Here is a 20,403-nt window from a genome sequence, read left to right as displayed (position 1 = left end):
TCGACCTGATCGACGACCGACAATTTAAAGGTCAACGTGTAGTCGCGCTGACTGCGCCTTTCACCCGTGTTCATTACTTCCTCCTGAGAATGGGTCAGAAGGTGTAAACCTTATTCAGGACGGGACACGCAATGAAAAAAGGGCGCTCCCACGGGAGCGCCCTTTTTTGTGCGATAAATACGGTCCATTACTTCGCGCGAGGTACCGCCAGCCACTGCCGCAGAATCTTCTGGTAATTACCCGTCGCCTTGGCCAGGTGCAGCCATTGATCGACGTACAGCTTCCAGGTGATGTCGTCGCGGGGCAGCAAGTAAGCCTTTTCGCCGTATTGCAGGTAGTGCGTGGGGTTGACGGCGCACAGGCCTGGTTTGAGCTTCTGCTGATACAGCGCCTCCGACGCATCGGTGATCATCACGTCGGCCTTTTTATCCAGCAGTTCCTGAAAGATGCTGATGTTGTCGTGCAGCTGCAATTGCGCCTGGGGCAGGTAGGCGTGGACGAACGCTTCGTTGGTGCCGCCGGCGGGTTCGACCAGGCGAACCGAGGGCTGGTTGATCTGTTCGACGGTCTGGTACAGCGCCTGGTCTTCGCAGCGCACCAAGGGGATTTTGCCGTCGACGTCCAGGGTGGTGCTGAAGAAGGCTTTTTTCTGCCGCTCCAGGGTGACCGTGATGCCGCCCATGGCGATGTCGCACTTGCCGGCGAGCATGTCGGGCATCAGGGTTTTCCAGGTGGTGGGCACCCACTCGACCTTGACGCCCAGGCTGTCGGCCAGGGCGCGGGCCATGGCGATGTCGATGCCAGAGTATTCGCCGTCCCCGGCTTTGAGGGTGTAGGGCTTGTAGTCGCCGGTGGTGCAAACGCGCAGTTGTCCCTGTTGCATGACGCTGTCCAGATGCGAAGGTTCTGCCTGAGCGCCAAGGGAGAGTGCGAGCAAGCCGCCGAGCATCATTGCTCTTTTTATTTTCGTCATTGTTATCGGGCTTTTGTGCTGGAGTGGTTTTGAAGGGGAGTGTAGTGAAACTTTCACCGGTGTGAAAAATCCCGTCCGGGAAGATGTCGTCTTTTAGTTAACCCATCGGACTATGCTCGCACGTGAAATAACCACACACACAGCGGGCTTCCACTGCGCAAAAAATACTTCTTGTAACTACCGCTGTAGGAAATGGGTTGTTGGTTATTGCGAAAATTCCTATTCGTTCATTTTGGCCATGCCGTTGGATTGCGTTCAGCACGCGTCCCACCGTCTTATTCGTCGTCGCCCAATATTCTCTCTGCTCAACGCTTCTGCCGAGATGAGAAGGAAAGGCAATTCAAACCGATGACGATAAGGACGTTGCAAATGAATGCACCATTGCCCCCCTCGTATACCAACGATGTCTCCGCTGAATTTCTTCGCAGTCTTGACGCCCTCCATTTCACTGAAGAACGACTTGCGCACTTTTGCGACGAAGCTCTGGCAGTTGTTCGCCAGGGGCAGGCATACATGGAAGCTCATCCCGCTCACGCCATTTACCGAATCGCAACCGAGGACTTTCTGCCTTCCATCAAGGAGGAAGAACATCAATGAACGAAGGACATTTCATTGGTCTGCATGACAAGACCACCTGTGGCGGCAAGGTCCTGGATGGTGACACCCGGATCATGATGTACGGCATTGCCCATGCCCGCGAGGGTGATCGAGTCACCTGTGGCAAGGACGGCAAGACTTACAAGATTGTCGGTGGCATTTCGCACATGATCAGTCATGGCAAAGCCATGGCGGGCACGCTGGACAGCCACAGCGATTGCCCCTGCAAGGCCCGACTGATCCCTTCTGTGGTCACGGCGACCTATCGCAACGCTAACTCCGCACCGCGAACGGGCAGGGACGTTGTGCAACCCGTTTCCAGTGCGGCAACCAGTCAACCGGCCGCGCCACGTCAGCCTGGTTTCGCCCCTTCGTACCCACCGGCGCCTGTCATATTCGCCCGCGTAGACCCTCAAGAACCGGGCTTCTATGTGGTGCCCAAACGCATGACCCGCGAAGCCTTGGAGGCGACGCTGTTCTCCACGCCTGGTGCCGCCGTGATGCGCAAGTTTCGGGCACTCAACCCAGTATCAGACAACATCAAAGCCGGCTCGTTGATCGTACTGAGCGACCCGAACAACACCTCCTGCACCTATCAGGAAGCACAGCTGATGCAGGCCGCGCAGCAGGTCAGGTTGGCACTCGATCCCCTGACGCCGGGGGAAGCCGAATTCATGTTCCGCCACGCGGCTGAAATCGCCAGTTTTACCGGCGAGACTTCGACCTGGCTCGGCGTCAGCGCGGTGGTGATGGAAAAACACCTGACCCGACTGCGCGACACCCTGCAAGCGATGGAGCGCCTGCATCAGGACAGCTATCGTCAGCACGGTAACCTGCGATCGCCGCAGTTCTTCGCCGAACGCCAGCGGCTGCTCGCCCAGCTGGACGCCCACTTGCTGAATTCCACTCGCCTGCGTGGCCAGACGACATTGGGTGACCATCCCAAGCTAAAAACGGCGCTTGGCATTTCCAGTCGCAGTCTGGTGCACCACTGGGACAAGGCTGGTGCGCCGGGGCAGCTACCGGGTTACGCCACTCATGTGAATGCAATCAGTCGGGCGGCCAAGTACATGAGCACCGGCGGTTACATCGGCATTGGCATTGGTGGGGTTTCTTCGTTGTTGGCGGTTCAGGAGGTATGTAGCGGTGGTGGTTCTGAGGCCGCGTGCGAGAAGGTCAGGTTTACGGAAGGAGGAAAGTTTGTTGGGTCCACCTTTGGTGGCGTTGCGGGTGCAGGGATTGGTAAATATGTCAGTGGACCCGTCTGTCTGGCGCTTGGAGTCTCTACAGGAATCGGGGGAGTTGTCTGCGCCGCGACCTTGATAGGTGCTGGAGCATGGGTGGGTACGACTTATATGGGGGATGGGGGTGAGCTAATGGGTGAAATTTTATACGAGAAAACCCAGCCATGATGGGAAAGGGTTTTTGGATGTCCTGGCTAGCTTTTTGGCTTCTAGCCGGTCCGATCTTGCTGGCCATTGCGAGCACTGCATACAGTCTGTACCTCAGATGGCGTTACCTTGACGCCATGCTGGAGGCCTTGAAAAATAGTCGTTATGTCCACACCTGGGGGCCAGGTTTGCGGCAGCACGGGTGGTTTGGGGGGCTCTTGCTGATAGCAAAAATCGCCGGGATGGTGACTATGCCAAGGGTTTCAATCCGCATTGGTGAGCTGGACCCCGAGGATATTAAAAACTTTCCCCCACATCTAAAGCGTCTTTTGAAAATCAAAGCGGTGATGCTGGTGGGCATTGCTGTTTGGGGATTCATTGCGTATGGGTTGATGAAGTTTGAGTGATTGTGTGGGCGGTCTCCTTAAGCTTAAAACGGCGCTCGGCATTTCCAGTCGCAGCCTGGTGCACCACTGGGGCAAGGCTGGTGCGCCGGGGCAGATACCGGGTTACGCCACTCATGTGAATGCAATCAGTCGGGCGGCCAAGTACATGAGCACCGGCGGTTACATCGGCATTGGCATTGGTGGGGTTTCTTCGTTGCTGGCGGTTCAGGAGGTATGTAGCGGTGGTGGTTCTGAGGCCGCTTGCGAGAGGGTCAGGTTTACTGAAGGGGGGAAATTTGTCGGTTCTACTTTGGGCGGTATTGCAGGTGGGTGGGGAGCGTCTTCGGCAGCTGGCCCTATTTGTCTAGCGCTTGGAGTTTCTACTGGCATTTGGGGAGTTGTCTGCGCCGCGACCATCGTAGGAGTTGGTGCCTGGGAGGGAACCACCATTGGTGGCGAAAAGGGAGAGGCCTATGGCGAAACTTTATATAGGGCTATACAGCCGTGATCAGCAATTGGCCGGTCTGGGCGGTAATTATTGTGGATGGAGGGCCAATTCTGCTGGCGATGATCGCCATTGCATACTCTCTATACCTGGGCCGCCACCTGGACGCCATGATGGAAGCTCTGAAGAACAGTCGTTACATCTGTATTTGGGGGCCTGCATTGCGAAATCAGGGTTGGTTTGGGTGCATTGCTCTGGTCTCAAAAATCGCAGGGGTGGTGGTTTGGTCTACAGCATATATCCGCATCGGTGACGTGGATCCTGTCGATATTAAAAACTTCCCTCCCCATTTGAGATGGATGCTGACTATCAATCTTTTATTGATATTCGTGAGTCTGATTTGGATGGCAATTGACGTTGCGTTGATGAGGATCTAAAGATTTTTGAGGCGAAATTTGAACGGCACCGGAAGGTGCCGTTTCGCCTCTAAACATTGCTCATTTCCACTTCCGGACTCAACGTCCCCAGCCACGCCACTAACCCCACAATCAACACCGCTGCGGCCATTTCCACCACCACACTGCGTCGAAGTGCATGGGCCGCCGCGCGATATTGGCCCTCTCGTAACGACTGCTCCAGCAAGGGGCCAAGATGAAAGCGGTTCAACGCCGCCAACACCAGCATCCCGGCAAACAGCAGCACCTTGATCGCTAGCAGAACTCCGTAGTGGCTGCGTAAAACCTCATCGAGCTTCGGCCCGACGATGAACAGGTAGTTCACCACGCCCGTCAGGGTGATGATCACGACGATCAGCGCGCCAGCAAGTTCGAATCGTTTGACCGCGCGAGCTAGCAAGCGAATGTGTGCTTCGGTTTGCAGGGCCCGGGTTTGCGCCATCAGGGCAAACGCCAGCAACGCACCGAGCCAGGCGCCCGCTATCAGCAGGTGCAGGATGTCCGCGGTGAAGTGCCAGTAGCGGCGACTGTCTTCGTCCATGGCGCCGTGCCCGCTCCAGGCCAGGCTGGCGAGGGCGATGCCGCCGGCCGTGGCGGCAATCACCAGGCTGATGCCGGGGGCGCGTGGGTTGAGTATCAGCGCCAGCCCCACGACCGCCAATGCAATCATCCGCACGGCCCAGGCCAACCCGACATCGGTCTCGAACAGCATCATCTCGATGTGAGGGCGCAACTCGGCAACGTCTGATTCGCCGCTCATGGTGCTGGCCATCAGCACCATGCCGGCGCTCGACAACAATGCCCCGAGTCCGGCAAACCCCGCCAGCAATCCGCGAATGGGCAGCACGGTCCCCGAACGTCGTTCCCGTCCTTTAAGGCTATACAGCCCGAACAGCGCCACGCCAAACAACAGCATCAAATCCACATACAACACAAACCGCAGCATGACGTTGGCCGAGTCGCTCATCGATCATTTCACTTTGAACGTGACGTTGCCGGTGATCGGGTGGGTGTCCGACGACACCGCGCGCCATTCGACCTTGTAAGTGCCGGCAGTCAAGGGCGCTGTCGGGGTGATGAGCATGGTCTTCGGATCACTGCTGCCGCTGACTTTGGCCTTGATTGGCATCGGGTCATGGGCCATGCCGGCCATTTCGATCATCAGCAGTTTAGCGCCGGAAAACTGGGTGACGAGGTTTTCGGAAAAGTGCAGTTCGATCTTCTCGGGCGGCGCACCTGCCGCGCCTTCCGCTGGGCTGGAGGAGAGTAGTTTGGGGTGGGCTTGAGCGAGGGTGCTCATGAGCAGGCCGCTGAGCAACGCGATAACGGCGGCGGTGGGTTTTATGAGGCGCATGCAAGGTCCTTTACCGCTTGAAGCGGTTGTTGTTGGTTTGAGGTGAGTCTGTTCAGAACCACAGCCGAACACCGAGCACCAGGCGTGTTTCGCTGCGGTCCTCGCCTTCGTCACTGGCGAAGTCGGTGGTGTTGCCGTAGGTGCGGTTCCAGGTCACGCCGACGTAGGGCGCGAATTCCCGACGGATTTCGTAGCGCAGGCGCAGGCCGGCTTCGGTGTTGGACAGCCCCGCGCCGATGCCCCGTTGCGGGTCGTTTTTGCCGTAGGCGTTGAGTTCGACGGTTGGCTGCAGGATCAGCCGATTGGTCAGCAGGATGTCGTAGTCGCCTTCCAGCCGCACGGCGCTCTGGCCGCCTTCGCCGATGAAGGCCGTGGCTTCGGCCTCGAAGTTGTACAGCGCCATGCCTTGCACGCCGAACGCGGCCCAGGTTTGCGGGGCGCCGGGTTTGAAGTCCTGGCGCACGCCGCTGACGACGTCCCACCACGGGGAAATGGCGTGGCCCCACAGGGCCTGGATTTCCGCGTCCTCGGTCACGCCGTTGGTGCGTTCGCCTTCGGAGCGCAGCCACAGACGATCGATGTCACCGCCAATCCAGCCAGACAAATCCCAGGCCAGGGTGCTGCCGTCATCGGCGTCCTGCCATTCCAGTTTGTCGGCGAGGAAGAATGAATTGAGCGTGCTGTCATGTACGTGGTGACCGGCGGGATCGGCATACACGGCAGCGCGATCGGCATCGGTCAGCACCGGGATCGGTGTGCGACTTTCGCTGGGCGCGGCGGGCTGCATCTGGCCCTCATCCATGCTTTGCATCTGGCCCTCGTCCATGCTTTGCATCTGACTGTGGTCCATGCCTTGCATCTGGCCGTGGTCCATCTGGCTGTGATCCATGCCTTGCATGTCATCGCTGGCGGCCATCGCCGTCGAGGTCGCGAGTGCGAAAAAAACCGGGGTGAGTCGAATCATGGGGTGCGCCTCATTCTTCCACGCGAACTTCACGGAACATGCCCATTTCCATGTGGTACAGGAGATGGCAGTGATAGGCCCAGCGGCCGAGCGCATCGGCGGTGACCCGATAGCTGCGCCGGGAGCCCGGTGGCATGTCGATGGTGTGTTTGCGCACCATGAACTGGCCGTTCTCGTCTTCGAGGTCGCTCCACATACCATGCAGGTGGATGGGGTGCATCATCATCGTGTCGTTGACCAGCACGATCCGCAACCGCTCGCCGTACTTGAGGCGTATTGGGGCGGCGTCGGAAAACTTCACGCCGTTGAACGACCAGGCGAATTTTTCCATGTGGCCGGTCAGGTGCAGCTCAAGGGTGCGGCCAGGTTCGCGGCCGTCCGGGTCTTCGAAGGTGCTGCGCAGGTCGGAATAGGTGAGCACGCGGCGCCCGTTGTTGCGCAGGCCCATGCCGGGGTCGTCGAGTTTCGGTGAAGTGGACATGGCTTGCATGTCCACCAGCGGGTTGTCGGTTTCCGAGGCCGGGTGGGATTGCATGCCGGGCATGTCGCCCATGGCCATGTTGCCGTGATCCATGCCCGCCATGTTGCCGTGGTCCATGTCGCCCATGGCCATGCTGCCGTGATCCATGCCCGCCATGCTGCCGTGGTCCATGTCGCCCATTGCCATGTTGCTGTGATCCATGCCCGCCATGCTGCCGTGGTCCATGCCGCCCATGCCCATGTCATCCATGGTCACCAACGGGCGCGGGTCCAGTGGTGGCAGCGGCGCAATCAGTCCCGCTTTTACCGCGAGGGTGCCGCGTGCGTATCCGGTGCGATCCATCGCCTGGGCGAACAGGGTGTAGGCCGCTTCGGTCGGTTCGACGATGACGTCGAAGGTTTCCGCCACGGCAATGCGAAACTCGTCGACGCTCACCGGTTTGACGTGCAGGCCATCGGCAGCGACCACGGTCATTTTCAGCCCGGGGATGCGCACGTCGAAGTAGGTCATGGACGAGCCGTTGATGAAGCGCAGCCGCAGCTTTTCCCCCGGGCGGAACACCCCGGTCCAGTTCGTGTCCGGCGCCTGGCCGTTCAGCAGGTAGGTGTAAGTGGCGCCGCCGACGTCCGCCAGGTCAGTGGGGTTCATCTTCATCTCGGCCCACATCTTGCGATCGGCGACGGTCGGCCCCCAGCCTTTTTCGCTGACGTCGTGGATGAAGTCGCCCACGGTGCGTTTGTGGAAGTTGTAGTAGTCGGACTGTTTTTTCAGGTTCTTCATCAGGCCGACCGGGTCTTCGTCGGTCCAGTCGCTGAGCATCACCACGTAGTCGCGGTCGTACTGGAACGGCTCCGGGTCTTTGGCGTCGATCACCAGCGGGCCGTAGACGCCGGATTGTTCCTGAAACCCCGAATGGCTGTGATACCAGTAGGTGCCGTTCTGCCGCACGGTGAACTGGTAGACGTACAGGCCGCCCGGCTCGATGCCCTTGAAGCTCAGCCCCGGCACGCCGTCCATGTTGGTCGGCAGCAAGATGCCGTGCCAGTGAATGGAGGTGCTGTCCTTGAGTTTGTTGCGCACCCGCAGCGTTACCGTATCGCCTTCACGCCAGCGCAGCAGCGGGCCGGGGATGCCGCCGTTGATGGTCGTGGCGGTGCGTGGGCTGCCGCTGAAGTTGACCGGGGATTCGCCGATGTACAAGTCGAAATCGTGACCGGCCAACACCTGCGGTTCGCCGGGACTGCTGATGGCCCAGACCGGCGTGCGCCATAACCCGAGGCCGCCGAAGAGCCCGCCGATGGCCAGCCCTTTGACGAAGGTGCGTCTTGAAGTGTGGGAGTGCATGCCGTTTGTTCCGCCCGTCAACCTGTTGAACTTATCGAAAGGCTAGCAGGCGGTGCCTTTCGGCAGGCTGAGGCGCAGATTACAGTTTTGACAGGTTGGGCGCCGCTTATTGGCGTGAAGTGGACTTTTCCCTTGAGGCCACTGTGTCGCCGCCGCAGTTGATGTAGGAAGACGACTTCAACCAGCGCTGGTCCGGGTAGTAGGAAAACAACAACTGACCGTCCTTCATCGAGTCGATCAGCCGATGGGCAATCGCCGGTCTGACGGCCGGGCAACCCAGGCTGCGGCCGATCCGGCCATTGGCGCGGGCCAGCACCGGGCTGACATAGGGCGCGCCGTGGATGACGATGGCCCGGTCAAAGGCATTATCGTTGAAGCCGGGCTCCAGGCCTTCCATGCGCAGCGAGTAACCGTTCTGGCCGCGGTAGCTTTGCTGGGTGCGGAACAGGCCGAGGCTGGTGGCGTGGCTTTCGTTGAGGTTGGAGAATAGCGTGGCCATGTTTTCACCGCTGTTGCGGCCATGGGCGACCAGTTCGTGAAACAGCAACTTGCGCCGTTTAAGATCGAAGACCCACAGGCGTTGTTCGGTCGAAGGCAGGGAATAATCGATCACCGCCAGCCTTTGGGCGGGGGCGATACCTTGGGCGAGGCTGCATTGGGTGGCGCGAACCGCCAGGGCAATCACTTTGGCGTCGGCGCCTGGTGCGGCTTTGACCAGCGCGTTTTCAAGCGAATCGGCGTAGGCTGACGTTACTGAAAGGCATGTCAGTAAAATGGCAAATAAAGGGCCAAAGCGGTTTAGCGCCATAGTCGGGTCTCATCATGATAATTTCGAGTCTAGCTAGCGGCGAGCGGAAAGCTAGCCGTTTGAAACGGGGGATTAAGGATTATCCATGGTGCAATTAACAAGGTCATTCGTCATAAGCCGCATGTTTTTTATGGGCTTTCTGATCAGCGGTGCGGCGTTTGGGCAAACTTCGCCGATTGAGCCGGTATCTGCGGCGAGCAGCACAATCGATGCCGCGGCGCCCGACGATGCGGTCGGCCAGGTGATTCAGGCGACGCTGGAACCGCTGCGCTCGGCCTTTCCGCCGTTGCTCACTTCCAGGCGCCATCAGCGCGTGGATGTCAGCCGGGTGGTGCTGGATTTCTATATGCATCGCAACTATCGGGCGGCGTGGACAGACGATCGTGATGTCGCCCAGTTACTCAAGAGTCTTGAAGACACCCGGATCGATGGCCTGAATCCGGCGGATTTTCGCATCAGCGAGCTGGCCCTGGCCCATGAGTCGCTGGCAGCGGGCGTGCCTTCCACGGCGCAACGGGCGATGTTCGACATGGCGGCGACCCGCACGTTCATCACTGCGCTGCTGCAATTGCGGCGGGGCAAGGTCGATCCGTCGCGGCTGGACATTCACTGGAATTTCGAGCCTGCCGGCGGCGCTGCCCGCGGGGACATGAACAACCTGTTCGCCACCCTCGATGCCCATGACGTGGCGCGCGCCTTTGCCGAGGCGCCTCCTCAGGAAGAGATTTACCGCAACTTGCGTGAGGGCCTGGCCCGGTTGCGCCAGGTCCGTGATGCGGGCGGCTGGCCGAAAGTCACCGAAGGGCAATCGCTCAAGCCCGGCATGGACGGGGTGGCTGTCGCACAATTGCGTGCGCGTCTGGTGGCGGGCGGATACCTGGACGGGCACCTGTCGAAAAAGGCCGGTTACGACGACAAGGTCATTGCCGCGGTGAAGAAGTATCAGACCGAGCAATACCTGGGTGCCGATGGCGTGGCGGGGGCGGCGACGCTGGCGGCACTGAACGTGCCGGTCGAGGCGCGGATCGATCAGGTGCGGGTCAACATGGAGCGCGCCCGGTGGCTGTTGTACAAGCTTCAGGGCACGTTCGTGATCGTCGATATCGCCGGATACAAGGTGGCGATGTACCGCGACGGTCTGCCGATCTGGCGTTCGCGGGTACAGGTCGGTAAACCGGTGCGCAGTACGCCGGTGTTCCAGGCCGAAATCACCTACATCACGTTCAACCCGACCTGGACCGTGCCGCCGACCATCCTCAAGCAGGACGTGATTCCAAAAGTCCAGAACGATCCGGGCTATCTGGAGGCCAACCGGATTCGCGTGCTTGATCGCGAAGGCAATGTGCTCGATCCGTCGAGCGTTGACTGGAGCAACCCGCGAGGCATCCACCTGCGTCAGGATGCCGGGCCCGACAGTTCGCTGGGGCAGGTGGTGATCCGCTTCCCCAACGACTATTCGATTTACCTGCATGACACACCGCACCGCGAACTGTTTGCCAAAACGGTTCGGGCCACCAGTTCAGGCTGCATCCGCGTGGAAAACCCGTTGCAACTGGTCGAGTTGTTGTTCAACGACCCGGTCCGCTGGAACAGCGCCGGCATTCAGAAGCAGTTGGCCAATGGCAGGACCGAGAACATCCAGCTACCGGTGAAAGTGCCGGTGCTGTTGGCTTACTGGACCGTGGACCTGAGCAAGGACGGGCGGGTGACGTTCAAACCCGACATTTATGATTACGACGCCAGGGTGCTGCAGGGCTTGAGCCAGCCAACGAAGTTGCCGGCTCTGGACTTGCGTCGTGCAGAGGTATCGCTGGTGGTGAAGGGGCAGAACCAACAGTAATGAATCACCCCGGACCCTGTAGGAGCGAGCCTGCTCGCGATGGACTCAAGAACGCTGCGTTTAGCCAGTAAGCACGCGTTATCGTTAACGACCATCGCGAGCAGGCTCGCTCCTACAAAGGACCACATTCGCTTAACTGAATGCGTCGTGCAGAGATTCCGCTGGTGGTGAAGGGGCAGAACCAACAGTAATGAATCACCCCGGACCCTGTAGGAGCGAGCCTGCTCGCGATGGACTCAAGAACGCCGCGTTTAGCCAGTAAGCACGCGTTATCGTTAACGACCATCGCGAGCAGGCTCGCTCCCACAAAGGACCACATTCGCTTAACTGAATGCGTCGTGCAGAGGTATCGCTGGTGGTGAAGGGGCAGAACCAACAGTAATGAATCACCCCGGACCCTGTAGGAGCGAGCCTGCTCGCGATGGACTCAAGAACGCCGCGTTTAGCCAGTAAGCACGCGTTATCGTTAACGACCATCGCGAGCAGGCTCGCTCCTACAAAGGACCACATTCGCTTAACTGAATGCGTCGTGCAGAGATTCCGCTGGTGGTGAAGGGGCAGAACCAACAGTAATGAATCACCCCGGACCCTGTAGGAGCGAGCCTGCTCGCGATGGACTCAAGAACGCCGCGTTTAGCCAGTAAGCACGCGTTATCGTTAACGACCATCGCGAGCAAGCTCGCTCCTACAAAGGAGCACATTCGCTTAACTGAATGCGTCGTGCAGAGGTATCGCTGGTGGTGAAGGGGCAGAACCAACAGTAATGAATCACCCCGGACCCTGTAGGAGCGAGCCTGCTCGCGATGGACTCAAGAACGCCGCGTTTAGCCAGTAAGCGCGCGTTATCGTTAACGACCATCGCGAGCAAGCTCGCTCCTACAGAGGAGCACATTCGCTTAACTGAATGCGTCGTGCAGAGATTCCGCTGGTGGTGAAGGGGCAGAACCAACAGTAATGAATCACCCCGGACTTTGTAGGAGCGAGCCTGCTCGCGATGGACTCAAGAACGCCGCGTTTAGCCAGTAAGCACGCGTTATCGTTAACGACCATCGCGAGCAAGCTCGCTCCTACAGAGGAGCACATTCGCTTAACTGAATGCGTCGTGCAGAGATTCCGCTGGTGGTGAAGGGGCAGAACCAACAGTAATGAATCACCCCGGACTTTGTAGGAGCGAGCCTGCTCGCGATGGACTCAAGAACGCCGCGTTTAGCCAGTAAGCACGCGTTATCGTTAACGACCATCGCGAGCAAGCTCGCTCCTACAGAGGAGCACATTCGCTTAACTGAATGCGTCGTGCAGAGATTCCGCTGGTGGTGAAGGGGCAGAACCAACAGTAATGAATCACCCCGGACTTTGTAGGAGCGAGCCTGCTCGCGATGGACTCAAGAACGCCGCGTTTAGCCAGTAAGCACGCGTTATCGTTAACGACCATCGCGAGCAAGCTCGCTCCTACAGCGGAGCACATTCGCTTAACTGAATGCGTCGTGCAGAGATTCCGCTGGTGGTGAAGGGGCAGAACCAACAGTAATGAATCACCCCGGACTTTGTAGGAGCGAGCCTGCTCGCGATGGACTCAAGAACGCCGCGTTTAGCCAGTAAGCACGCGTTATCGTTAACGACCATCGCGAGCAAGCTCGCTCCTACAGAGGAGCACATTCGCTTAACTGAATGCGTCGTGCAGAGATTCCGCTGGTGGTGAAGGGGCAGAACCAACAGTAATGAATAGACGCGGACCCTGTAGGAGCGAGCCTGCTCGCGATGGACTCAAGAACGCTGCGTTTAGCCAGTAAGCACGCGTTATCGTTAACGACCATCGCGAGCAGGCTCGCTCCTACAAAGGAGCACATTCGCTTAACTGAATGCGTCGTGCAGAGATTCCGCTGGTGGTGAAGGGGCAGGGCAAGCAGTAATGAATCACCCCGGACCCTGTAGGAGCGAGCCTGCTCGCGATGGACTCAAGAACGCCGCGTTTAGCCAGTAAGCACGCGTTATCGTTAACGACCATCGCGAGCAGGCTCGCTCCTACAGGATTTGTGGCATTCAACAGACTGGTATTCAGCCAATCCCCTAAAGCGCCAACCCTTGTTGCACCACTGCCAGCAGATCGCTTTCCGTCAGCGCCACCGCGTCCAGCTGCGCTGTGGCTTGCTCGATCGTTTGTAGCCACCAGTGTGTTTCACCGTGTTCGTCCACGGTACGCAACAGGGCGAGTTCGTTGCCTGTTGTGTGAATCTCGACCCGCCCCTCGCCATCGGCGGTGAAGCGCGCCACCGGGTCAAAGGTCATGCTGTGTCCGTTGCCGGCAATCACCAACTGGTCGATGGCGTAGTTGTAAGAGTCGCCATTGGGGTGACTCTCGAACACGTGGGTGGGGTTGCGCCGCAGGACCAGGCCCGCTTCGGTCAGGGGCTGCAGCCAGGTCTCTATCCGTTGATACAGTTCGTAGACCTGGCCCGGCCAGGCATCGATCGCCTGATCCGCGCTGGTAAGCCGTGTCTGTTTCAATTTTGCCGCGAGCTCGTCTGCCTTGCTCATGTCGATTCCCTGTGTGGAGTTCAGACTAATCGTAGCTCGTAGATGCGGGGACGCGCTTGCCTTGGGTCATGTTTGCACCACCGGGCAGGTGTGGTACCACTGGGCAAGTGGCCGCCATTTGTCCTGGATAACCCCGTAAACTACGGCCCACAAAGATTGAGGGCTTTGGGGCGTTGCCCATGCCTTGCCCCGACAGGATGAACTTTTTCCCACACGCTTCAACAATCCGGACCACGCCCCTGGCGTCGCATTGAAACGCATACCGCTGCGCAAGGCCGCGGTGTTGTTCATTGCCACGGTGTGTCTGTGCCTGTGCGGTTTGCTCTACCTGCAACTGGAACAGTCCCGTCGCCATGATCTGAGCCTGGCGCAAGTGGCGTCTTCGAACCTGACGCGGGCCATGGCGCAGCAAGCCGAAGACACCTTCATGAAGGCCGACCTGGTGCTGACCAGTCTGGTGGACTGGATTCAGGTCGACGGTTTCGGCCCGGACCAACGACCACGCTTGCAGCAGACGTTCGCCCGGCGAATGCTGGCGCTGGATCAGTTGCACGGCATCCTGCTGTTCGACCAGAAGGGCCAGTGGGTGGTGACCTCGTTTGAAAACCTGCCCCGGGGTGCCGGGGTCGCGGACCGTGAATACTTCAAGTATCACCAGCAGAACGTATCGACGTTGGCGCACATCGGCCCGGCCATCCGCAGTCGGGAAAACGGCGAGTGGATCATTCCGGTTTCCAAACGGGTCAACGACAGGAACGGGCATTTCCAGGGCGTGTTGCTGGCCGGCATCAAGATGTCGTACTTCGACCAGTTCTTCAAAAGCTTCAGCCTCGACGACAACGGCTCGATGTTTCTCGGCTTGAGCGATGGCACGTTGTTGGCGCGTCGACCTTTTGTAGAGGCGCAGATCGGTGCATCGCTGGCCCAGAGCGAGATTTTCCAGAAGTTCCTGCCGCTGACCACCTCTGGCAATGCGCTGTTCACCTCCATCATCGATGGTGTGACACGCATGTACAGTTACCGACAGCTGGAGGCCTATCCGCTGGTGGTCGCCGCTGCATCGTCCACGGAGACCATTCTCGCGGACTGGTACGACACGGCGTTTCACTCCAGTCTCATCGTGGCCCTGGTGTTGCTGGGCGTAGGGTTGTTCGGCTGGGTGTTCCTGCATCAGGTGCGCGTTGGCGAGCGGGTCGAGGCGGATTTGCGCAGGGCCCAGCAAGCGCTGGAGCTGATCGCCACTCACGACAGCCTGACCGGGCTGGCCAACCGCCGATTGTTCGAGCGGGCGCTGGGCATCGAGTTCGGGCGCGGCGCCCGGCAGGCCAGCCCCTTGAGCCTGATCATGCTCGATATCGATTACTTCAAGCGCTACAACGATACCTACGGCCATGTGGTGGGGGATCACTGCCTGGCCGAAGTGGCACGGGCGCTGAAGAGTTGCTGCCACCGCAAGGCCGATCTGGCGGTGCGTTACGGCGGTGAAGAGTTTGCGGTGCTGCTGCCCGACACCGACATCCACGGTGCCATGACGATTGCCGAGCAGATCCGCCGCAGCGTCATTGACAAGAGCATCAGCCACACCGGCTCGCCCAATGGCTACGTAACGGTCAGTCTGGGTTGCTATTCGTTCGTGCCGTCGGGGCGTGACAGCATGGACGTGTTTGTCGAGCGGGCGGATGCGGCGTTGTATCAGGCCAAGCATTCGGGGCGAAACCGCGTGGCAACGTTGTCGATGGCCGGCGGAGTCGAGGCGTTGATGCGTTCCGACCGTTGAAGTGTTTTTGTTGCCGGTGGTCCGTCTCCCGGGCCTGGCTGAATTGATCGTCTAGAGTTCCGTTAGCGCTGCCGAACCCGGCAGGCCCCCCCTCGCACGGACGATCGCCAACATGTTGCTACCTCCAACATTGACAGCCGTTGCTCTGACCGTCGCAGCCGCCGCCATCTTCCCGCTGGCCAGCCACGCGCAAACGAAAATCACTGCCGAAGAAGCTCACGCAATCGGCGTGGATGCCTACATCTATTTTTACCCGCTGCTGAGCATGGACATTACCCGCAAGCAATTCACCAACATCGAACCGGGCAAGGAATTCGGCAAAGGCCCGATGAACATGTTTGTGAGTGTTCCGCAGTATCCGCCGGCCGAGTTCAAAGGGGTGGTGCGCGCTAATTTCGACACCTTGTATTCGATTGCCTGGCTGGATTTGACCAAGGAACCGCTGGTGATCGCCGCGCCGGATACCGACGGGCGTTTCTACCTGTTGCCAATGCTCGATATGTGGACTGATGTGTTCGCGTCGCCGGGCTGGCGCACCACGGGCACCGAGGCCGGGCAATTTTTGGTGACGCCACCGGGGTGGACCGGCACGGTGCCTGACGGGATGAGTCATCTGCCGGCGCCAACCCCGTTTGTCTGGGTCATCGGCCGTACCAAGACCGACGGTGCGGCGGATTACGCGGCGGTGCACAAGATTCAGGCCGGCTACACGGTGACGCCGTTGTCCCGCTTGGGCAAGGAGCCTGAAGCCGTCACCGTGAAAATCGATCCGGCGGTGGACATGAAAACGCCACCGAAGATTCAGGTCGACTCCATGTCGGCTGCCAATTACTTCACCTATGCTGCCGAACTGCTGAAGGTGAACCCGCCGCACAGCACCGACCAGCCCATGCTGGCGCAGATCAAGCGTATCGGCATCGAAGCCGGCAAGCCGTTCGACATGGACGCGCTGGACCCGCAGATCCAGGCCGCGCTGCAGACGGTGCCGCAGGACGCACAGGCCTTGATGACCTGGAAAGTGCCGACCCTGGCGCGGGAGGTCAATGGCTGGTCGATGAACACCGACACCATGGGCGTCTACGGCAACTACTACCTCAAGCGCGCCATCGTTACGCAGGTGGGGCTCGGTGCCAACCTGCCCGAGGATGCGATTTATCCGTTGAACATCGGCGACAGCAACGGCAAGTCACTCGACGGTGCGAACAAATACGTGCTGCATTTCAGCAAGGGCCAGACGCCGCCGGTGAGCGCCTTCTGGTCGATCACCCTGTATGACCCGGAAGGTTTTCAGGTCGGCAACTCGCTCAATCGTTTTGCGGTCAGTAGCTGGATGCCGTTCAAGGCCAACGCCGATGGCTCGCTGGACCTCTATTTCCAGAACGAAAGCCCCGGCAAGGATCTGGAGGCCAACTGGCTGCCGGCGCCCAAAGGCCCGTTCAACCTGACCATGCGTCTGTACGGCCCGAAAGCCGAGGCGCTGAATGGCCAATGGAACCCGCCGGCGGTCAAACCGATGTAAGCCCCAGGCGACAAAAAGCAGCCAACGACCGCACGTCATCGGCTGCTTTTGCCTGTCCAGCTGCCCGTCCCGCCGCCAGCACCGCCGGTTCCACCTCCGGGGGCGCCGGTTCCACCACCCGCGCCGCTACCCGGACCATTGACGCCGGTGCTGCCGATTGACGAGCCGGGGCCATGACTGCGGCTGTAGTCACCCGAGGGTCCACTGGGTCTGTTGTTGCCTGGCAGCATGTTTGAGTTGCGGGTTGCACTGGGTGCCGTACCGGTCGTGCCAGTGCCAGTGCCAGTGCCGGACGCCGCAAACATGGCCAGGGGCGTTGCCGACAACAATCCCGCCAAGAGCAGCGAAGTCATTCTGATGTTCATCATGGTCGTCTCCAGGGATGAGTCGTTACCTGATGTTGTTGTGAAGAGGCACGCGGTTGGTGCCGACCGGATGACAAATGGCTGTTTCAGCGCCGGCCATCATCGTCCAGTTTACGCTCAAGGTACTACCGCCCCCGAGATTGCTGACGCAACCTGCGAAACGTGCTGGTGTCACACGTCAGGTACCTCGTCCTCAGGAGTGTCCGTTCATGAAGAAATTGCGGATAGCCACGTTCAATGTCAATGGCCTGCGCGCACGGCTGCCGAATCTGCTGGCCTGGCTTGAGCGGGAGAAACCGGACATCGCCTGCTTGCAGGAATTGAAGGCAGTGGACAGCGCATTCCCGGCTGCCGAGCTTGAAGCGGCCGGCTACGGCGCCATCTGGCAGGGGCAAGCGTCGTGGAACGGCGTGGCGATCCTGGCGCGGGATGCGCAGCCGCTGGAAAGGCGACGCGGATTGCCCGGCGATGACAGCGACAATCACAGTCGTTATCTGGAAGCCGCTGTCCACGGGGTTCTGGTGGGATGCCTGTATTTGCCCAACGGCAATCCGCAACCGGGGCCGAAATTCGAGTACAAGCTGGCGTGGTTCGAACGGCTGATTCGTCACGCGCAGACACTTCAAGGCAGCGAACATCCGGTGGTGCTGGCGGGGGACTACAACGTGGTGCCCACCGACCTGGACATCTACAACCCACGCTCCTGGCTCAAGGACGCCGTGCTGCAACCGGAAAGTCGCGAGTGCTATCAGCGGTTGCTGGACCAGGGCTGGACCGATGCATTGCGGCATTTGCATCCGCAGGACCGGCTCTACACGTTCTGGGATTATTTCCGTCAGCACTGGCAGAAGAACTCGGGGCTGCGCATCGATCATCTGCTGCTCAACCGGGTCTTGAGTCCGTATCTGCAAGATGCCGGGGTGGATACGTGGGTGCGCAACGAGCCCCATGCCAGCGACCACGCGCCGACCTGGATTGAATTGGGTTCGCACAAGTGGCGTTGAGTTTTTTCATGCCGGGCGATTGGCTAAATCAATTGTCGGCGGCAGTGCTTGATCCCTTATACATAGCGGCCACTGGCGGAGTAATCCGCCGCTTGCGTGCAAAAGGATTGAACGATGAGCGAGCCACGCCTGACTGACCGAGCTTTGTATCTGCGACGCCTGGGCTTCGATGCACCTCCAGCACCGACCCTGGAAACCTTGCGCCAACTGCAATTGCGCCACACCGGCGTTTTCCCGTTTGAAAACCTCACCACATTATCCGGCGAACCGGTGCTGATCGACTTGCCGTCCATCGAGCAGAAGGTCTTGCACAATGGACGTGGCGGTTACTGCTACGAACTCAACAACCTGTTTCTGGCCTTGCTTCAGGAATTGGGTTTCGACGCCCGCGCCATCAGCGGCCGGGTGGTGATGGGCCAGCCGGAGGGCGCCTGGACGGCCCGGACCCACCGCCTGAGCCTGGTCATCATCGATGACGTACGCTATATCACCGACGTCGGCTTCGGCGGCATGGTACCGACCGCGCCCCTGTTGCTTGATTCCCGCGCCGAACAACTCACCCCTCACGAGCCGTATCGCATCGACCTGCACGTCGACGGCTTTACCCTGCGCGCCAACGTTGCGGGGGAATGGCGAGCGATGTACATCTTCGACCTGCAACGCCAGGAAGATATCGATTTTGCCGTGGGCAACTGGTACGTCTCGACCCACCCCGAGTCGTCTTTCGTCAAGCAGTTGATGGTGGCGCGCACCGGGGAGGGGTGGCGGCGTACGCTCAACAACGGCAACTTCGCGATTCACCGGATTGGTCAGGACAGCGAGCGGCGGGAGGTGACGGATGTGCAGGAACTGATTGGCCTGCTGGGTAGCGAGTTCGGCATTCGCGTACCGGAACAGGCGCAATTGGCGCGGACGCTGGAACGATTGATCGCAGCGCCGCAATAGCGGGCTGATTGTAGACATCAAAAAGGGCTGATCCGATTGATCGGCCCTTGGTGTTTCAGGGCCGAGCACCCGGCTCCATCACCCGTTGAATTTCGCGCAAGGCCTCTGCCAGCTTCTGCTCCAGGCCCTTGAGTTCGGCAGGGGTGAGGGTTTGTTTCAGGTGTGTGGTCTTGCCTTCGTTGAGCAGGGCCCGGCGCAACGTATTGTTGATCGCCGTCTGGTAGCCGTACCCCTCGGTTTCTGCCAGTGCGCGGGCCGCTTCGATGACCGCGTCATCGAGCATGATGGTAATGCGGGTCTTGCCTTTGGCGGGCACCACGGCCCCGCGCCTGGCGTTACTGAAATCGTATTCGTCTTTCATCGGTCATGCCTCCAGGTACTGACAGCGCTCGCTTTTGGTGGCGATGCGCGCGGAAATGATTCGAACGAAATTCGGGTCGCGGTGGGTGTATGCGACGACCAGCAACCGGCCTTTGGCATCCAGCCCCAGGGTGATCCAGCGTTGTTCATCATGGTGGTTGTCCTCGATGGTCAGCGCCCGTTCGTCATGGAATACCGGTTCAGTCTCTGCGAGGCTGATGCCTTGGTGCTTGAGTTTGTTGGCTGCGTTCTTTGCCTTGTGGAACTGAATTTCGAATGGCTTCATTATGCATACTTTATATGTATATAGAAGGAGCGGGCCTTACCGATGGTCGCCAAGAGTTCAAAAGACTAGCCAGCACTCGGGGGTGGGCAGCGAGGGATGTATTTCAAGGTTTTTTGGCAGAGCCAGGAGGGTGAGGGTCAGGGAGAAATGGACAGGTATCCATTTTGTGACCGATAAGTTGTATACAACTCTATAGACATTTGTCCTGACTATTGCATACAGTGTGCGAATAACAAAAACCAGGGAACCCCCTACCATGAAAACGCCCCATGTTTCACACCAACGGCCCGAGGACGAAAATCTTGGGATCGGCGCGAATATGGCTTATGGCCTGCAACATGTTCTAACCATGTATGGCGGTATTGTCGCGGTGCCATTGATCATCGGCCAGGCGGCCGGGCTCTCGCCGGCGGACATCGGTTTGTTGATTGCTGCTTCACTGTTTGCAGGGGGGCTGGCAACGTTGCTGCAAACCCTGGGCTTACCGTTTTTTGGATGTCAATTGCCGCTGGTACAGGGCGTGTCCTTCTCCGGTGTAGCGACCATGGTGGCGATTGTCAGCAGTGGCGGGGAG

Annotated in this window: 20 protein-coding genes; 10 read left to right on the top strand and 10 right to left on the bottom strand. The window is 59.4% G+C overall.

The window, feature by feature from the left end; all coding sequences use genetic code 11:
* Window positions 1-187 precede the first annotated feature (187 nt).
* A complete protein-coding gene (locus KGA83_RS24950; RefSeq protein ID WP_411741922.1) occupies window positions 188-949 on the bottom strand; it encodes a transporter substrate-binding domain-containing protein in 762 nt (253 codons plus the stop codon).
* A 393-nt stretch (window positions 950-1,342) separates the two neighbouring features.
* Here KGA83_RS24950 and KGA83_RS24945 point away from each other — a divergent pair, with 393 nt between their 5' ends.
* The 4 genes from KGA83_RS24945 (at window position 1,343) to KGA83_RS24930 (ending at window position 4,229) form a co-directional block, all read left to right on the top strand.
* Complete coding sequence (locus KGA83_RS24945; RefSeq protein ID WP_223531129.1) at window positions 1,343-1,570, top strand: hypothetical protein; 228 nt, start codon at window positions 1,343-1,345, stop codon at window positions 1,568-1,570.
* Window positions 1,567-2,982 carry a PAAR domain-containing protein gene (locus tag KGA83_RS24940; protein WP_223531128.1) on the top strand — a complete coding sequence of 472 codons (1,416 nt, stop codon included), beginning with the start codon at window positions 1,567-1,569 and terminating at the stop codon, window positions 2,980-2,982. The genes KGA83_RS24945 and KGA83_RS24940 overlap by 4 nt, the downstream gene beginning before the upstream one ends.
* A 17-nt stretch (window positions 2,983-2,999) precedes the next feature.
* Window positions 3,000-3,368: a hypothetical protein gene (locus tag KGA83_RS24935; protein WP_223531127.1), complete on the top strand. Its 369-nt coding sequence runs from the start codon at window positions 3,000-3,002 to the stop codon at window positions 3,366-3,368.
* Window positions 3,369-3,851: 483 nt separating this feature from the next.
* Window positions 3,852-4,229, top strand: coding sequence for a hypothetical protein (locus KGA83_RS24930; protein WP_223531126.1), 378 nt, complete (start codon window positions 3,852-3,854; stop codon window positions 4,227-4,229).
* A 49-nt stretch (window positions 4,230-4,278) separates the two neighbouring features.
* On the opposite strand, the gene copD is transcribed toward KGA83_RS24930, so the two are convergent.
* From copD to KGA83_RS24905, 5 genes are all read right to left on the bottom strand, one after another.
* Window positions 4,279-5,214 carry a copper homeostasis membrane protein CopD gene (copD, locus tag KGA83_RS24925; RefSeq protein WP_223531125.1) on the bottom strand — a complete coding sequence of 312 codons (936 nt, stop codon included), beginning with the start codon at window positions 5,212-5,214 and terminating at the stop codon, window positions 4,279-4,281.
* 3 nt (window positions 5,215-5,217) lie between these two features.
* Window positions 5,218-5,601: a copper homeostasis periplasmic binding protein CopC gene (copC, locus tag KGA83_RS24920; protein ID WP_223531124.1), complete on the bottom strand. Its 384-nt coding sequence runs from the start codon at window positions 5,599-5,601 to the stop codon at window positions 5,218-5,220.
* 52 nt (window positions 5,602-5,653) lie between these two features.
* The gene (locus KGA83_RS24915) at window positions 5,654-6,565 is read right to left on the bottom strand and encodes a copper resistance protein B (protein WP_223531123.1); all 912 of its coding nucleotides are present in this window, start codon (window positions 6,563-6,565) and stop codon (window positions 5,654-5,656) included.
* A gap of 10 nt (window positions 6,566-6,575) precedes the next feature.
* Complete coding sequence (locus tag KGA83_RS24910; RefSeq protein ID WP_223531122.1) at window positions 6,576-8,390, bottom strand: copper resistance system multicopper oxidase; 1,815 nt, start codon at window positions 8,388-8,390, stop codon at window positions 6,576-6,578.
* A gap of 106 nt (window positions 8,391-8,496) precedes the next feature.
* Window positions 8,497-9,198, bottom strand: coding sequence for a murein L,D-transpeptidase catalytic domain family protein (locus tag KGA83_RS24905; protein ID WP_108219940.1), 702 nt, complete (start codon window positions 9,196-9,198; stop codon window positions 8,497-8,499).
* A gap of 85 nt (window positions 9,199-9,283) precedes the next feature.
* Here KGA83_RS24905 and KGA83_RS24900 point away from each other — a divergent pair, with 85 nt between their 5' ends.
* On the top strand, window positions 9,284-11,038 hold the full coding sequence (locus tag KGA83_RS24900) for a murein L,D-transpeptidase (RefSeq protein WP_223531121.1): 1,755 nt from the start codon (window positions 9,284-9,286) through the stop codon (window positions 11,036-11,038).
* Window positions 11,039-13,105: 2,067 nt separating this feature from the next.
* On the opposite strand, the gene KGA83_RS24895 is transcribed toward KGA83_RS24900, so the two are convergent.
* Complete coding sequence (locus KGA83_RS24895) at window positions 13,106-13,573, bottom strand: hypothetical protein (protein ID WP_223531120.1); 468 nt, start codon at window positions 13,571-13,573, stop codon at window positions 13,106-13,108.
* 184 nt (window positions 13,574-13,757) lie between these two features.
* Here KGA83_RS24895 and KGA83_RS24890 point away from each other — a divergent pair, with 184 nt between their 5' ends.
* Both KGA83_RS24890 and KGA83_RS24885 read left to right on the top strand, forming a co-directional pair.
* Entirely contained in the window at window positions 13,758-15,350 is a 1,593-nt protein-coding gene (locus tag KGA83_RS24890) for a GGDEF domain-containing protein (RefSeq protein ID WP_223531119.1), read from the top strand.
* A gap of 112 nt (window positions 15,351-15,462) precedes the next feature.
* On the top strand, window positions 15,463-16,869 hold the full coding sequence (locus KGA83_RS24885; RefSeq protein ID WP_108217829.1) for a DUF1254 domain-containing protein: 1,407 nt from the start codon (window positions 15,463-15,465) through the stop codon (window positions 16,867-16,869).
* Window positions 16,870-16,904: 35 nt separating this feature from the next.
* On the opposite strand, the gene KGA83_RS24880 is transcribed toward KGA83_RS24885, so the two are convergent.
* The gene (locus tag KGA83_RS24880) at window positions 16,905-17,237 is read right to left on the bottom strand and encodes a hypothetical protein (RefSeq protein ID WP_223531118.1); all 333 of its coding nucleotides are present in this window, start codon (window positions 17,235-17,237) and stop codon (window positions 16,905-16,907) included.
* Window positions 17,238-17,443: 206 nt separating this feature from the next.
* Here KGA83_RS24880 and KGA83_RS24875 point away from each other — a divergent pair, with 206 nt between their 5' ends.
* A complete protein-coding gene (locus tag KGA83_RS24875; protein WP_223531117.1) occupies window positions 17,444-18,238 on the top strand; it encodes an exodeoxyribonuclease III in 795 nt (264 codons plus the stop codon).
* A gap of 114 nt (window positions 18,239-18,352) precedes the next feature.
* Window positions 18,353-19,183: an arylamine N-acetyltransferase family protein gene (locus KGA83_RS24870; protein ID WP_115947686.1), complete on the top strand. Its 831-nt coding sequence runs from the start codon at window positions 18,353-18,355 to the stop codon at window positions 19,181-19,183.
* 55 nt (window positions 19,184-19,238) lie between these two features.
* Here the strand turns inward: KGA83_RS24870 and KGA83_RS24865 are convergent, their stop codons facing one another.
* Both KGA83_RS24865 and KGA83_RS24860 read right to left on the bottom strand, forming a co-directional pair.
* On the bottom strand, window positions 19,239-19,544 hold the full coding sequence (locus KGA83_RS24865; RefSeq protein WP_223531116.1) for a BrnA antitoxin family protein: 306 nt from the start codon (window positions 19,542-19,544) through the stop codon (window positions 19,239-19,241).
* Window positions 19,545-19,547: 3 nt separating this feature from the next.
* On the bottom strand, window positions 19,548-19,829 hold the full coding sequence (locus KGA83_RS24860; RefSeq protein WP_223531115.1) for a BrnT family toxin: 282 nt from the start codon (window positions 19,827-19,829) through the stop codon (window positions 19,548-19,550).
* Between the two features lie 256 nt (window positions 19,830-20,085).
* Here KGA83_RS24860 and KGA83_RS24855 point away from each other — a divergent pair.
* A partial coding sequence (locus tag KGA83_RS24855) for a solute carrier family 23 protein (protein WP_306283492.1) occupies window positions 20,086-20,403 on the top strand: 318 nt, incomplete at its 3' end.

Origin of the sequence: Pseudomonas sp. GL-R-19 (assembly GCF_019956375.1) — a bacterium.
Classification (GTDB): domain Bacteria; phylum Pseudomonadota; class Gammaproteobacteria; order Pseudomonadales; family Pseudomonadaceae; genus Aquipseudomonas.
Note: the sequence above shows the minus strand (reverse complement) of the source record. Positions and strands in the feature narration are given on the sequence as shown.